The sequence below is a fragment of the Salinigranum marinum genome, assembly GCF_024228675.1.
Lineage (GTDB): Archaea > Halobacteriota > Halobacteria > Halobacteriales > Haloferacaceae > Salinigranum > Salinigranum marinum.
In genome coordinates this window covers 3,337,945-3,352,995 of sequence record NZ_CP100461.1, presented here as the reverse complement: position 1 = coordinate 3,352,995, position 15,051 = coordinate 3,337,945, and the positions used below count along the sequence as shown (strand labels likewise).

Genomic DNA, 15,051 nt, shown 5'->3' with positions numbered 1-15,051 from the left:
ACCGGCTCAGAGCGCCTCTTGGTACGCGTCGAGCGTCTCTTGGACGTCGTCGTCTGTGTGGGCGTACGAGACGAACTGCGACTCGAACTGGTTCGCCGTCAGGAACACGCCCCGGTCTTTCATCTCCTGCCAGAAGACGCGCTCCCACCGCTCGGTCTCCGCGTTCGCGACGTCGTGACCAGTCTTCGGACAGTGGTCGTACCGCGGACAGTCGGTGCGCTGTTCGCACCCGCCCGAACACTGGTCGGCGAGACCGGCAGGGGCGTGGCGGGTGAAGACGGTCTTGAACATCGAGTCGCTGCCGACGACCGTGTACTCGGGGGCGCGCTCCTCGCAGATGTCCGTGATCCCCGCGCGGAGTTCCTCTCCGAGTCGGTTGACGTGGTCGTACACGTCGTGTTCGGCGGCGTACGTCAGGTAGGCGTGGCCTGCCGCCATCGTCACCGGGTGGCCCGAGAACGTGCCGGACTGGAACACGTCGCCCGCGGGCGTGAAACTCTCGATAATCTCCGCTTTCCCGCCGATCGCACCCACGGGGAAGCCGCCGCCGATGATCTTCCCGAACGTCGTGACGTCGGGCGTCACGCCGAGTTTCGACTGCGCACAGCCGAGGCCTCCTACCCTGAAGCCGGTGATGACCTCGTCGAAGACGAGGAGCGCGCCGTGGTCGTCACAGAGTTCGCGGAGGGTCTCGTGGTAGCCGTCGACGGGCCCGACGATCCCCGTGTTCCCGAGGATCGGCTCGACGAGGACGCCCGCGATCTCGTGGCCGTGCTCCTCGAAGACGGCCTCGACAGTCGCCTCGTCGTTGAACGGCACCGGGATCGTGTGTTCGGCGAACGAGTCGGGGATGCCCGCCGTCGAGGGCCGGGGGTTGTCGGGGCCGCCCTCGACGAGCGTCGACTCCTGTGCGCCGTGGTAGCCGCCCTGCATGACGACGATCTTGTCCCGCCCCGTGTAGCCGCGTGCGAGGCGGACGGCGGAGACGGTCGCCTCGGTGCCCGAGTTGACGAACCGGATCATCTCGACCGAGGGGACGTGCCGGGCGACGAACTCCGCGTGGTCGACCTCGATCTCCGTGGGCGCGCCGTACATCGGCCCCTCCGAGGCGAACGACTGGACCGCCGCGCGGACCGGATCGGGCATGTCGTGGCCGTACAGCAGCGGTCCGTAGCCCATCACGTAGTCGATGTAGCGGTTCCCGTCGGCGTCGACGACGTGCGCGCCGTCGCCGCGCTCGATGAAGAAGGGGTACGGGCGAACCGCGCGGACCGAGGAGTTCACCCCGCCGGGCAGGACCGAGAGCGCCCGGTCGTACAGGTCGCGGGAGCGGTCGTGGTTCATACCCGTGAGTGGCGTCGAAAGGGAGATAAATCCACGTCACTCGTCGGGGCCGCGGACGGACCGCCAGGCGCGTTTCGGCGGGGTCCGACGTCCCACCCCGGACGGTGCTCAGTCGGTCAGGGAGTCGAGCGCGCCGCGCGTCTGCTCGCTGACGGTGTCGTCAGTGTCGTCCCGCACGATGGTTTCGAGCGTCTCTCGGTGCGGCTCCAGCGCGTCAGGGTCGACCTCGCCAACGAAACGGAGAACGAAGCTCAACTGTTGCCGTTCCTGATCGGTGCCGTCGGTGATCGCCCCGACGACCGTGTCCGCGTGTTCTACCAGTCGCTCCGGGGACTCCTGTGCGATCGACGCCAACAGTCCCGCAGCAGTCGCTCGCGTGTACTCGTTCGAGTGACTCTCGAGGATCGAGACCAGGTCGTCGGTCAGGTGGGCGATCGTCTCGGGGTGGTCGTCAGCCGCGAACGACAGCGCGGCGAGGGCGTTCGAGACGATCGGCTCGTTCGGGTCAGCCAGCAACGGCGCCAATTCGTCGACGAACGTCCGACCGACGGCGGGCCTGACCTGGCTGACCTCCAGCGTGATCGCGGCCGCGTGGTTGCGCAGGACGGCGTCTTCGGCCCGGAGGTGGCGTGTGACGGCTTCGAGTCGCCCGTCGTCGTGTAGCGACGCGAGCCACTCGGGGGCCTCCTCGTGTGTCCCTGCGACGTCACGGACGATTTCGAGCGAGAACTCCTGGACGGCGTCGTCGTCACGCGAGAGGCACTCGATCACCGCTGGCAGCGCGTCGACGGCATCGGGTGACGCCGGATCGAGGCTCTTCTTGAGGGCGAGCAGTACGAACTGGACCGTCTCGGTGTTCTCGCTGTCAAGTCCCGCAGTCAGCGTCTCGGTGTGCGAAGCGAGGCGCTCCGGTTCCTCCTCGGCGACAGCGACCAGCATCGATCCTGCCCGGTGTTTGATCGTCTCGTCCTCGGCCGTGAGCGTCTCGGCGACCGCTCCCGCTTCGAGTCGGGCCGGGTCGTCCGTGGCCGCGTTCTCCTCGATCACCTCGTCGACGGTCCGCCCGTCGACGGTCCCGGTTCCGCTGGCGGTGGCAGTACCGGTGTCGGCCGACTCGCCGTCCGAGGTTTCGGCCGCGGCGTCGACGGCGTCCAGACACGCCCGTGCGTGTTCTCGCTCCTCGTCGCGGGGCGCGTTCTCCGCGAGGTCGGCGAACGTCTCCCGGTGGGGACTGAGCGCGTCGGGCACCGTCTGGCCCGCCCTGCGGAGGGTGACGAGACACCGAGCCCGGAGCTCCTCGGAAGGATCCGTCGCCCCGCCGACGAGCGCGTCGGCCTGGGGAGCGACCTTCTCGGGGTGCTCCTCGACGACGTGTGAGAGCGCTCCGGCCGCGGCCAGCCGCCCGTTTTCGACCGAGCAGTCCGCGAGCACCGCCGCCAGCGGTTCCGTGGAGTACTGGACCGCGTCCCGGTGCTCCGAGGCGACCCACGACAGGGCGGCCGCCGCGGCCGTGACGACCTCCTCGTTCGGGTCGGCGAGCGCGTCGTCCAGATCGGCGACGTACTCCGTCCCGTAGTCGGGTGAGATCCGACACGCTTCACGCAGGACGATCGCGGCACGCAGTCGGTTCTGGTCGGCGTCGTCCGAGAGGTGCCGGACGACGTTCGTCAACATGTCGTGGCGGTGTAACGAACCGATCGCCTCCGCGGAGCGGTCGTCGTGCGTGGCGACCTGCCAGAGCACGTTGAGCGAGTACTGCCGGACGAGTTCGTCGGTCGACGAGAGGTTGTCTGCGACCACCGCCAGGAGAGGTCCGACCGCCACGCTCGGGTCCGACTCGATGGCGTACGTCAGCGCGTACGTCACGTTGGCGACGACCTCGTCCTCCGGGGCCTCGGCCCCGGGCCGCATCTCCGCGACGTGCGGCGTCAGTCGCGTCGGGTAATCGTCGGCGACCGCACACAGCAGCTTCGACGCGGCGAGCCTGATCTCCCCGTCGTCGTCGTTGAGCGTCGAGACGATCGCCTCGACGTCGTACGCCGCGGGATCGCTCTCGTTCCAGTGCTCCTCGATTATCTCCTCGTTGCTCTTGCTCCCGAACCCGAACAGCCCCATGCAGAAATGTAGGCTATCGTGAATATAAAACTGGTCACAGCCTCAAAACTACCGGCAGAACGCCCCGCGATCGTCACGGACCGCGGTCGCGTGTCGTGGCCGGCGGCGGACGGGACTGGGCAGTGGCGCGTGTGGTACGGGCGTCGAAATAACGGAAGGTACAGTCGGGGAGCCGAAGCGTCGTCAGACGGCCTCGGGGCCGCGCTTTCCAGTTCGAATCTGGATGGCGTCGGAGACGGGGAGGACGAAGATCTTCCCGTCGCCCTTCTCGCCGGTGTTGGCGGCGTCGGCGATGGCGTCGACGACGTCGTCGGCGGGGATGTCCGCGACGACGCACTCGACCTTGACCTTCTGGTGGAGATCGACCGTGTACTCCTCGCCGCGCCACTGCCCTTTCTTCGCCGGCTGGGAGCCGCGGCCGGAGACGTTCGTGACCGTCAGCGACGGCGCGCCGACCTCCGCGAGCGCCTGTTTGACCGCGCCGAGCTTCTCGGGCCGGATCATCGCAACGATCATCTCGATTTCGCTCATTCTTCGGAGCCTCCGTCGGTACGAACGTCCGCACCCGTGTCAAAGGCACCGCCGTCGGTGGCGACGTCGGGTTTGCCGAACTCGGGGTAGGTGTCGACGCCGTGTTCGGAGGTGTCGAGCCCCGCCTGTTCGTGTTCGGGGGTGACGCGCGCCTGGCCGATCGCCTTGAGGAGGCCGAACACCGCGGCGGTCGCGGCGAACGTCCACAGGGCGATGACCACGACGCCGATGACCTGGTTGACGAGCACGCCGACCGAGAAGCCGCTGATGCTGAAGAACGGGAACAGCAGCGCGCCGAGGACGCCGGCGGAGCCGTGGACCGGGAAGACCGCACAGACGTCGTCGATGTTGAGGCGCTTCTCGACGAACTCGAAGACGATCGGGAGCTGTGCGCCGGCGAGCAGGCCGATGACGAGCGCGCCGGGCCAGACGACGGCGTCGGTCACGGAGGTGATCCCGACGAGACCGGCGAGCAGGCCGTTGGCGACGTAGAGCGTGTCGACCTTCCCGGTCTTGACGACCGAGAGCGCGGCCGCGCCGACCGCGCCGGCACCCATCGCGAGCGTCGTGGTGAGCGCCACGCGGCCCACGTACGAGAACGCGCCGAGCGTGACGCCCCCATCGTCGGCCATCGCAAGCGGCGAGGCAGCGGTGCCGACGTTGAAGCCGTACCAGCCGAACGCTAACACGAGCGTCCCGAGGACGGCGAACGTCAGCGAGTGGCCGGGGATGACGTTGACCGAGCCGTCGGCGTTGAAGCGGTCCATCCGCGGGCCGATGACCCACGCCGCGGTGAGGCCGGCGATGCCGCCCATGCCGTGGACGATCATGCCGCCCGCGAAGTCGTGGAAGTCGACCAGGAAGCCGCCGGCCCACGTGAGGCCGGTGACGACTGGGTAGATCACCGCGGCGAGCGCGATGGTGTAGGTGACGTACGCGCGGAGCTTCGCGCGGCCGGCCACCGCACCCGAGACGATGGTCGCGGCGGTCATGGCGAACACCGCGCCGAAGAGCCAGCCGACCCACGCGGTCGTCTCACCGGGGTACCAGACGTCGGTGAACGCGCCGGCGACCGAGTACGAGCCGCCGCCGGTGAGCCCGCCGACGATGGTCGAGATGGCCGCGCCGACGAGGAAGAAGGCGATGACGCCGATCGACCAGGTGAGCAGGTTCTTCGTCAGCTGGTTGGCGACGTTCTTCGAGCGGACCTGCCCGGCTTCGAGCATGGCGAAGCCGGCGTGCATGAAGAAGATGAGGAACGTGACGGTGAGAACCCACACGAGGTTCACCGCCTCGACGATGGCCGAGAGGTCGGACTGCAGGAGGAGCTCGTTCATTCGGACGATACCTCCGTCGGTGGTGCAACGATCGTGGTGCTTGGACAGTCGTTCATGATTTGGTCTGATTTTCGCGGGTTTGTACCGCGAATCACATCGGTACGTATCCACATACGAGTACATAAGGATTTGTCTTTACGAATGTCGATATATTTCCCCCTTAATGGTCATCCGTCTAATCTGGAATCAGATATATGGTATATAAGGTCGTATTCATCGGACTCTCGGGCAAACGTTGCCACGGATCTGGACGTTCGTACACACCCGCCAACGGAACGTCGCGCCCCGACACGCGCGCCGCCGGACCGGTGTGCGCGCGACGCGGACGGGGGAGCGATCGACGGGGCGGCGAGTCCCCCGGAAGCCGCCCACGGCGGGGCAGTCGCTCCCGACGCGGGCGGCGGGAGACGGTGGTGAGAAAGCAGAGGAAGAGAAAAGAGAGAAAGGAAAAAAGAGAAAGAAAAACAGAACCACAACGGAGGAAAGCCGGACGCCAGCTCAGACGGCCTCGGGGCCGCGCTTTCCAGTTCGAATCTGGATGGCGTCGGAGACGGGGAGGACGAAGATCTTCCCGTCGCCCTTCTCGCCCGTGCTGGCGGCGTCGCTGATCGCGTCGACGACGTCGCCGGCGGGGATATCCGCGACGACGCACTCGACCTTGACCTTCTGGTGGAGGTCGACCGTGTACTCCTCGCCGCGCCACTGGCCCTTCTCGGCGGGCTGTGAGCCGCGGCCAGAGATGTTCGTGACCGTCAGCGACGGCGCGCCGACCTCCGCGAGCGCCTGTTTGACCGCGCCGAGCTTCTCGGGCCGGATCATCGCGACGACCATCTCGATCTCGCTCATTCGTCAGCACCCCCGTCGGTGCGGGCACCGCCGTCGGCGCTCATCGCCGGCCGGTCGCGGTTGGTGGCGGTGAACTCGGGGTAGACCGAGACGCCGTGTTCGCTCTCGTCGAGGCCGAGTTCCTCTTCCTCCTCGGAGACGCGGAGGCCGAAGAGCGCCTCCGCGACAGAGAACGTGACGATCGTCGCCAGCACCGTCCAGACGCCGATGACGATCACGCCGACGGCCTGCATGATCAGCTGGTTGACGCCGAGGAACGTGTAGCCGCCCGCGGCGGTGACGCCGAACACCGGGATCAGGACGGTGCCGATGGCACCCGCACTGCCGTGGACCACGAAGACACCGCAGACGTCGTCGATCTTCAGCGAGTCGACGACCCAGCGGAAGGTGGGCAGGACGAGCGCCCCGGCGATCCCGCCGAGGATGACGCCGCCCCACCACGTGACGTGCGGGACCGCGCCCGTCACGGCGACGAGGCCGGCGAGCAGGCCGTTGGCCGTCCACAGGGGATCTGGCTTGCCCTGCCAGCTCGCCGAGACGATCATCGCGGCGACGCCACCGGCGCCCATGCCCAGGGTGGTGTTCAGGACGACCTGGCCGAGCGCGCCGCCCATGAACGCGAGGCCGCCGTCGCTGGCGGCGAGCACCGTCGCCTGCGTGCCGACGTTGAACCCGTACCAGCCGAACGCGAGGAACAGGGTCCCCAGCACGGCGAGCAGCATCGAGTGCCCCGGGATCGGCTGGGAGTTGCCGTTCGCGTCGAACCGGCCCTGCCGGGGGCCGACCATCTTGGCCCCGACGAGCCCCGCGAGGCCGCCGACCATGTGGACGACGGTCGCGCCGGCGAAGTCGAGGTAGCCCGTCCCGAGCGCCTGGCCGATGTAGCCGCTCCCCGAGAGGAGGCCACCCGCCCACGTCATCCCGGTGACCACGGGGTAGATGACCGCGGTCATCGCCGCGGCGACGAACACGTACGCCGTGAAGTTCATCCGCCCCGCGACGGCTCCGGAGACGATGGTCGCGGCGGTCATGGCGAACACCGCGCCGAAGAACCAGCCGATGTACGCCGTCGGGTCGTTGATGTACGCGAACGCGCTGCCGATGTCGAGCGCCGTCCCGGGCGCGGTCAGCGCCCCGACGATCGAACTGACCCCCGCCCCGATAGCGAAGAACACGAGGACGCCGAGCGTCCAGTCGGTCATGTTCTTCATCAGGACGTTGCCGACGTTCTTCGCCCGCACCTGCCCGCTCTCCAGCAGCGCGAAGCCTGGCTGCATGAAGAAGATCAGGAAACAGACGACGAGGATCCAGACGTTGTTGACGCCGTTCGCGATGGTCCCGGCGTCCAGTTGCAACAACAGGTCGACGGTCATCCGACCACCCGTGGCACACGAACGTCTACTTCTGAACCGAACTGAACTGTATTAGTGTTCCAAATCACGCTTTGACGACAAGAACACCCAATATATAAATCATGGGGTTGACAATGCTGTAGTTCTGTTTCTATTAATAGACGACCGTCTAATCTACTACACAATAATATGAGTATAAGGTCGTTCTCTGTCGCGGAGTCGTGCGAATATTGCACGAACATTCGGACGTTCGTGGAGGCGGCAGCCGCCGGTCACAGGGGGTGGACCATCGCGCGCGTCGGCTGCGCGCGACGGGCCGGAGACCGGCCGTCGGCTACACGTTCTCCTGCCAGTCGGCCCAGGCGATCTCGCCCTCCTCGACGATTCGCGCCGAGTCCGGGAGCGGCAGGTCGGGGTTCTCGGACTCCTCGGCCGGGCCGCCGGGGCTCCCGACGACGATACGGCCGACCATCCCCACCATCTTGTGCGGGATGCAGTAGTAGTCGTGTGTCCCCTCGGTCTCGAAGGTGACGTTCCGGAAGGTGCCGACGTCACCGAACGTCTCGGTGTCCCAGGCGGGCGCGCCGTCGGGGATGCGGCGGTTCAGCGCGTTCGGGTTATCGGGGTGGTAGGCGGTCGCCGAGTGCGCGCCGCTGACCAGCTCGAACGAGACCGTCTCGCCGGGCTCGACGAACAGCCCCACCGGGTCGAAGTACAGTTCGGTGTACATGTCGACCGTGTACGCCCCCCGCTCGGTCGTGGTCGTCGCCGTCTCGACCGTCGACGTCGCGGCCTGCGTGTCCGGTTCCGTCGGCGTCGCGGTTGCGGTCGCGGTGTCGGCGCTCGTCGCGGTCGGTGTCGCCGTCGCGTCGCCGCCCCCGCCGTCGGCGGTCTCGGGTCCCCCCGATCCCCCGGCACAGCCGGCGAGGCTCGCGACGGTCGTCGCCGCCGCCAGCCGCTTGAGTGCGGTTCGTCTCGTCGTCGGTCGTGGGTCGTCTGTCACGTGTCGTAGCCTCCTGTCCCGGGCGGCTCAGTAGTTCTCCGCGCGCATCGTGAACCGGAAGGCGAACGGATCGGTCGTCGCGTGCGTCCCCTCACCCGTGTCGCGGGAGGCGTACATCCGCATGAGGACGCGCTCGCCGTCGATGGAGCGGTCCCCGAGGTAGTTGTCGGCGTCGAGGTACTGCTTGTGCTGGATCATCTCCCTGGCGACCCCTTCGAGCGTCTGGTCGTACTCGATCGTCTCGGGGTCGTACTGGAGCGCGTAGCACTCGTCGCCCGGCCGTTCGATCACGAGCCGTTCGGGACCGTCGGCGTTCTGGATGCGGACCTGTTCGACGTCGCCCGCCTGCATCTTCGCCTCGGAGGCGACCTGGCTCCAAGAGGAGCCGTCGTGGGCGTGGACGGTCGCGGCGTCGAAGGCGGGTTCGGCGGTGAAGTGGAACGTGTACTTCGGGTAGCCGTTCGTCGTCCGGAAGCCCGTCGTGGGGTGTCGCGAAGTGACGTCGATGGTGCCGTCGGAGTGGAAGTTCCAGTCGATGAGGTAGCGGTAGGGGCCCCAGTTCTGCCCGAAGCGCCACTCCCAGTGGTCGAGCGATCCCGTGTGGTACGAGCCCCGGATCCGGAAGCCGTCCGAGAGGTCGTGCTTCTCGATGACGCCCGGGCCGGTGAAGCCGAGGGTGTCCCAGAAGTGCCAGTTGCGTCGCCCCGAAGGAGTGCCCGGACCGGCCATCCCGAACGGTTCGTAGTCGCTCAGCATCCACGGCACCTTCGACTCGTTGCCGAGCACCGGCTTGCCGTTGTAGCTCGCCGTGACCCTGTAGGCGTCGTGGAGGGTGTTCTCCCACGTGATCTCCCAGTTGTCCTGTTCGATCGTCCGCGAGGGCCGGCGGATCTCCCAGTCGGTGTCGTCCATCTCGCCGGGGACGTCGATGGTGCCCGTCCGGTAGCTGCCGGGGTCGTTCCCCGACACCTCCGAGATCAGGCCCGTCAGCGGGTCGGGCGACTCCTGGGTCGGCGTGTAGACGTCGAGCACCTCGTTCTCGGTCGCGACGTCGTTGAGACCGGTCGTGGTGACCGCCGCCGAGATCCCGCGGAGCTGGTCCCCCCTGTCGTTCCAGTTGAAGATCACCGGCGTGACGACGCCGATCGGACGCTCCTCGTCGTAGGCCGTGATGATCGAGTAGTCCGCCGCCAGGAGGTACCAGTCCTTCCCCTCCAGCGCCGACTGTATCTGCTCGTTCCCCATCGCGGCCCGGACCGTGTTCATGTTGAGCCCCTCGTACGACCGCTCGATGACGTGTGGCTCGCGCGTCGTGGTGTGTAGCTTCACCAGCTGGTCCGTGTCGCGGTCGACCAGCGCCCGGACGCTCGTGATATCGGCGAACTCGATGGTGTGTGCACCGGGGTTCTCCGCCTCCACGTCGATGCTCCCCTCCACCGTCATCTCCTGGGGCGCGAGGATCTCGACGAAGTCGTACCCCTGGAGGATGCGGTGGTACGCCGTCGACGAGACGGCGCTCTCGATCCGCGACGCGACGTCGTCGACGGCGAGCACCTGCCGGAGCGCCGTCAGTTTCCGCTCTTCGACTAGCGCGTCGAAGTCGTCGGCCTCGCGCGGAGACATGTAGGCGAGGTCGCCCACCGCCTGTGGCGTCTCGGTCGGCTCTTCGGTCTCCGTCTCGGTCGCCGTTGCCGTCTCCGTCGGTGCGTCGGTCGGCGCAGCCGTCGCCGAGGCCGTCTCGGTGCCGCCGCCCGACTGCTGTGAGCCACAGCCCGCCAGTCCGGCGACACCCCCCAGCCCGACCATCCGTAAGAACGCACGTCTCTGTGTCGTTCGGGTCAGCTCCCGTAATTTATCACGATTCATACTGAAAAACTGTCGTGAGACCTGCTGAATAGCGTTACCCCGACTATAGGCGGGGATTTAAGCCAGCTTCCCGACAGATCCGACGAGTCGACGACGGTCGACGGTCCGCCCGTTCCGCGGCCGTGCGTCGGGGGTCGATCGCCTCCGCTCGGACTGTGCCGTCTGGTTCGGTCGCGCATCACGCCCCGAGGACGTGAGCGCCGGCTATACAGTTCTGTGTACTGATGTGTTTATACTGTATCGAGACTCGACACACCTTCGATTGAGTAAGACAGTATGGAGCCGTTGGCCCGAGGACCCGCTCGCGCGGTTCGGTCGTGGCGGCCTACAGGTGGTCGGCGACGTCCTCCGCGAAGTAGGTCAAAATGAGGTCCGCACCGGCGCGCTTGATCGACAGCAACGATTCGAGCGCCGTCTCCTCCAGCGAGAGCCACCCCTTCTCGGCGGCGGCGTGCAGCATCGCGTACTCGCCGGAGACGTTGTAGGCGGCGACCGGGTGGTCGAACTCCTCGCGGACGGCCCGGACGATGTCGAGATACGGTAGCGCGGGCTTGACCATCAGCACGTCCGCGCCCTGTTCGACGTCCAGTCGGACCTCGCGCAGGGCCTCGCGTGCGTTCGCGGGGTCCATCTGGTAGTGCCGGCGGTCACCGAACGCCGGCGCGCCGTCGGCGGCGTCGCGAAACGGCCCGTAGAAGGCCGACTCGTACTTCGCGGCGTACGACATGATCGCGCGGTCCTCGAAGCCGGCGGCGTCGAGTTCCCGCCTGAGCGCGCCGACCATCCCGTCCATCATCCCGCTCGGCGCGACCATGTCCGCGCCGGCGTCGGCGTGCGACCGGGCGGTTCTGGCCAGGAGATCGAGCGTCGCGTCGTTGTCCACGGTGAGGTTCGCGTGCTCGCGGGCGTCCGATTCGAGCAGGCCGCAGTGGCCGTGGTCGGTGTACTCACAGAGACAGACGTCGGTGACGACGTAGGCGTCCGTCTCCCGACTGATGCGTCGGACGGCCTCCTGAACGACGCCGTCGTCGGCCCACGCGCGGCTCCCTTCGGCGTCCTTCGACGCCGGGATGCCGAACACCATGACGGCCTCGACGCCCGTCTCGCGCACCTCCTCGACGCACGCGGCGGCCTCGTCGACGGGGACGCGCTCGTGGCCCGGCATCGACTCGATCGGGACGCGTTCGTCCGTGGTGGCGTCGACGAACACCGGTGCCATGAGGTCCGTCGCGTCGAGGCTCGTCTCGGCAACGAGCGACCGGATGCCGTCCGTCCGAAGCCGTCGCGGGCGGTCGGTGAGGTTCATGTGCGGGCGTTGGGCGGTAACCGGCAAAGGCGCATCGTTCCGCGGTCGGCGTCGGGACGGGAGGACTGCTGTGGATGGGTCGACGGCGGCTCCGGACGGACCAACGACGAGTGAGGATGGATCGGAAGCGACCGCGACTGATCGACGACAGGGATGGATCGGGAGCGACTGCGGACCGTAGGGCGGTGTTACCGCCTCCTCCCCCAGTCGACTCTCTCGCCGATTGGCTCGAACTCGGCTTCGACCCTCCATCACCCGTTCTCCGCGTCGGTTCGGGTCCGCCGACAGTCCCGCGGAATATTCATTCCGACGCGTGGACCACAACGGATTTGCCGATCCACGTCCACAGAATCCACGATGGACTCCGCCGCGGTGCTCGCCCAACTCGGCGAGATGCCCCCCACCCTCCGCGCGCTGCTGGACTCCGAGTGGGCGCTGGTCGCCCTCTTCGGGGTGTTCGTCCTCGAGGGAGCCATGCTGATGTACTTCATGCCGAGCGAACTGATCGTCCCCGGGTCGATCGTCCTCCTCGGCACTGAGGCGCTCGTGCCGGTGTTGGCCATCGCCGTCCTCGGCGCGACGCTCGGGCAGTACGCCCTCTTCCTAGCCGCGAAGCGCGGCGGGCGGGCCTACCTCGAACGGAAACGATGGTTCCGGATCTCCCCGGAGCGACTCGACCGCTTCGACCGCTGGTTCGACCGCTGGGGGCCGATCGCCGTCCCCGTGAGCAACGCCCTCCTGTTCACGCGGGGGATGCTCACCGTCCCCGCGGGCTTCGCCGAGATGGACGACCGGCAGTTCGTACTCTACTCCGCCGCCGGCACGCTCGTCTTCGAGGTCGCGCTCGCCGGGCTCTACCTTGCCGGCTCCTCGATCCTGTTCTGATGCCCGTCCCCGGGGCCGTCCGCCGTCTCTGTTCGCTCGTCTCTCGTCCGTCGCCCGCGCCGACCGGCCCGGTGGAAACGGAGTACTGTTGTCCGTCGCCCCGCACGTACCGCCATGGCACCAGCCCACGTCCTCGTCCCGCTGGACGGCTCCCCGCTCGCGGACGAGGCGCTGACCCACGCGCTCGAGACGTTCGACTGCCGGACGACGGTCCTGAACGTGGTCCGGCCGGTCGACGCGGCGATGAGTGAGGGCGGGATCCTCGAGCCCGGCGCGGAGCGACGGGCCGACGCACGGGACCGCGCCGACGCGCTGATCGAGCGAGCGACCCGCCGCGCCACGGCGGTCGACCGAACGGTCGAGACGGCGGTCGAGACGGGCGACCCCGCCGATACGGTCCTCGCGTACGTCGACGCCCACGACGTCGACCACGTGGTCATGGGCGGCCACGGCGGCGCGCGAAACGAACTCGCCCGCCGCCTGCTCGGGACGGTCGCCACCGCGGTCGTGAGCGAGGCCCCGGTCTCGGTCACGGTCGTCCGGTGACGGAGCGCTGTTCAGTCGTTCGGGATCGAACTGACCGGTCGAGGATCACCCGCTCTCCCACCGATGATCGACGGCCAGCCGTGGTCGATCACGGCTTCGATATTCCGCCCCCGCGTCAGCCGCCGAGGACGGTCGAGAACAGCCGATACACCCCGAAGCCGACGCCGATCGAGGTGACGAGCGTCAGCACCCAGAAGAGGATCGTCACACCGATCTTCCGCCGCGACACCCCGGCGGAACCGCCGGCGAGCCCCCCGCCGATGACGCCGGAGATGATGATGTTGTTAAAAGAGATGGGGATCCCGAGCGTGATAGCGGCCTGGGCGATGACGAAGCCGGGGACGAGCGCGGCGATCGAACGCCTGATTCCCAGCTGGGCGTACTCGCGAGAGGTGGCCTGCAGCAGTCGCGGCGCGCCCATCCACGCCCCCCCGAGGATCCCGGTCGCGCCGACCGCCAGCAGCACGATCCCGGGGAGGCCGAGTTCGGCCCCGTAGAGGTTCTCGAGCGGGCCCGTCGCGAGGCCGACCTGGCTCCCCCCGCTGGAGAAGGCGACGACGCTCCCGAGCAACACCAAGAACGTCCTGACGCCGCGGTCGACCGAACGCTGGGTCCGCCGGCGGATGAACTGGAAGCTCGTGAGGGCGACCACGAGCGTCACGAGGGCGGCGTCGAGTTCGACGCCGGCGACGGCGGGCATCGAGGCGAACCCGCCGAAGAAGGCCGCGATCGAGCCCTGGTCCCCACCCGCGGGGTCCGGGATGACGCTCAGACGGACGTTGGCGACGATGCCGCCGACGACCCCGGCCAAGAGCGGAACGCCGATCGTCTCGGGGATGTCGTCGCGCCGCAACACGGTAGCAGTGAGGTACGCCAGGCCCCCGGAGACGGGCGGCACGAGCACCCAGAACGTCAGAATGCGGCGGTAGGTGTCGAACGCGGGTGTCCCGCCCAGCGAGAGGCCGACGCCGACCATCGCTCCGGTGGTCGCGAAGGCGGCGGGCACCGGGTAGCCCGTGTAGACGCCGAACGCCATGAACGCCGTGGCGCTCAACAGCCCAGCCGTGGCGGCGAGCGACGTGATGGCGACGCCATCGATGAGCCCTGCCCCGACCGTCTCGGAGATGCTCCCACCCTGCGTGAGCGCCCCGAGCGCGGCGAGAATACCGATGAGGAAGGCGGCTCGCATCGTCGAGATCGCGTTCGCGCCGATCGCGGGGGCGAACGGGGGCGAGTTGCTGTTCGCCCCCAGCGTCCACGCCGTCACGAGCCCCGTCACCGTCGCGAGGACGACCAGCGCCCAGAACGTGACGTCCGTCACGGCGGTACCAGCACCCCGCGTCGAGTGCGACCGCCAGTGTGCGGGACCGGTCCGTTGACGGGCCGCGGGCGTCCGCCGCCGGCCGTCGGGTGGCCACGGCTCCCTGAAGTCATTGGAACGGGTACAGAGCGACCGGTGAAACCACTGTCGGTCGGGGGGACGGGCGTCGAGGGCGTCGTGACGGCCGACGTCGGTCGCGTCGCTCGAACCGATCAGTGCGCGCGGTCACCACGAAGAGTGGGCAGAGGAACCGGCACGGCCGGGCGACGCGAGTATCGCGACGGGAGAGGGTCGTGGGGACGGCGGAGAAATCGACAGACGGAAACGAGAACGTGAGAGAACGAAGGTCGGATATATGACAGACGGGAGCGCGGCGTGTCGACGGCGGGGAGGGAGGGTCGGTTACTCTGTCCGGTCGATGTCGAGTTGCTCGCGAAGCGTCGAGAGTTCGTCCGACTCCGCGAGCGTTTCGAGGCGCTCGCGGAAGTGCTCCTCGCAGAGGCCGACCTTCACCCCGTCCTTCTCGGCGGCGTACGCGGCCTCGCGGTCGCAGTAGTGACAGCGCATACTTTCAGAACCGGTCCGGCGAAAGATAAGTC

Annotated in this window: 13 protein-coding genes; 2 read left to right on the top strand and 11 right to left on the bottom strand. The window is 68.1% G+C overall.

All coding sequences use genetic code 11. The annotated features are described in order from the left end of the window. Positions 1-6 precede the first annotated feature (6 nt). From hemL to hemB, 9 genes are all read right to left on the bottom strand, one after another. On the bottom strand, positions 7-1,344 hold the full coding sequence (hemL, locus tag NKJ07_RS16735) for a glutamate-1-semialdehyde 2,1-aminomutase (RefSeq protein ID WP_318567926.1): 1,338 nt from the start codon (positions 1,342-1,344) through the stop codon (positions 7-9). Positions 1,345-1,452: 108 nt separating this feature from the next. Then, entirely contained in the window at positions 1,453-3,459 is a 2,007-nt protein-coding gene (locus NKJ07_RS16730) for a hypothetical protein (protein ID WP_318567925.1), read from the bottom strand. Positions 3,460-3,642: 183 nt separating this feature from the next. After that, positions 3,643-3,990 (bottom strand): nitrogen regulatory protein GlnK1, encoded by a 348-nt coding sequence (gene glnK1 / locus NKJ07_RS16725; RefSeq protein ID WP_318567924.1) that lies wholly within the window; start codon positions 3,988-3,990, stop codon positions 3,643-3,645. Further along, positions 3,987-5,327 (bottom strand): ammonium transporter, encoded by a 1,341-nt coding sequence (locus NKJ07_RS16720; RefSeq protein ID WP_318567923.1) that lies wholly within the window; start codon positions 5,325-5,327, stop codon positions 3,987-3,989. Before NKJ07_RS16720 ends, glnK1 (NKJ07_RS16725) begins: the two co-directional genes overlap by 4 nt. A gap of 498 nt (positions 5,328-5,825) precedes the next feature. Beyond that, positions 5,826-6,173 (bottom strand): nitrogen regulatory protein GlnK1, encoded by a 348-nt coding sequence (gene glnK1 / locus NKJ07_RS16715; protein ID WP_318567922.1) that lies wholly within the window; start codon positions 6,171-6,173, stop codon positions 5,826-5,828. Next, a complete protein-coding gene (locus NKJ07_RS16710; RefSeq protein WP_318567921.1) occupies positions 6,170-7,546 on the bottom strand; it encodes an ammonium transporter in 1,377 nt (458 codons plus the stop codon). Before NKJ07_RS16710 ends, glnK1 (NKJ07_RS16715) begins: the two co-directional genes overlap by 4 nt. Before the next feature lie 313 nt (positions 7,547-7,859). After that, complete coding sequence (locus NKJ07_RS16705; protein ID WP_318567920.1) at positions 7,860-8,528, bottom strand: plastocyanin/azurin family copper-binding protein; 669 nt, start codon at positions 8,526-8,528, stop codon at positions 7,860-7,862. 27 nt (positions 8,529-8,555) lie between these two features. Further along, positions 8,556-10,334, bottom strand: coding sequence for a hypothetical protein (locus NKJ07_RS16700; RefSeq protein WP_318567919.1), 1,779 nt, complete (start codon positions 10,332-10,334; stop codon positions 8,556-8,558). Positions 10,335-10,719: 385 nt separating this feature from the next. Next, on the bottom strand, positions 10,720-11,700 hold the full coding sequence (gene hemB, locus NKJ07_RS16695; RefSeq protein ID WP_318567918.1) for a porphobilinogen synthase: 981 nt from the start codon (positions 11,698-11,700) through the stop codon (positions 10,720-10,722). Between the two features lie 357 nt (positions 11,701-12,057). Here hemB and NKJ07_RS16690 point away from each other — a divergent pair, with 357 nt between their 5' ends. Both NKJ07_RS16690 and NKJ07_RS16685 read left to right on the top strand, forming a co-directional pair. Next, the gene (locus tag NKJ07_RS16690; protein ID WP_318567917.1) at positions 12,058-12,585 is read left to right on the top strand and encodes a DedA family protein; all 528 of its coding nucleotides are present in this window, start codon (positions 12,058-12,060) and stop codon (positions 12,583-12,585) included. A 114-nt stretch (positions 12,586-12,699) separates the two neighbouring features. Further along, positions 12,700-13,131 (top strand): universal stress protein, encoded by a 432-nt coding sequence (locus tag NKJ07_RS16685; RefSeq protein ID WP_318567916.1) that lies wholly within the window; start codon positions 12,700-12,702, stop codon positions 13,129-13,131. A 115-nt stretch (positions 13,132-13,246) separates the two neighbouring features. Here NKJ07_RS16685 and NKJ07_RS16680 read toward each other — a convergent pair whose 3' ends face one another. Next, a complete protein-coding gene (locus NKJ07_RS16680) occupies positions 13,247-14,452 on the bottom strand; it encodes an inorganic phosphate transporter (protein ID WP_318567915.1) in 1,206 nt (401 codons plus the stop codon). A gap of 402 nt (positions 14,453-14,854) precedes the next feature. Further along, positions 14,855-15,019: a DUF6757 family protein gene (locus NKJ07_RS16675; RefSeq protein WP_318567914.1), complete on the bottom strand. Its 165-nt coding sequence runs from the start codon at positions 15,017-15,019 to the stop codon at positions 14,855-14,857. Positions 15,020-15,051: the final 32 nt, after the last annotated feature.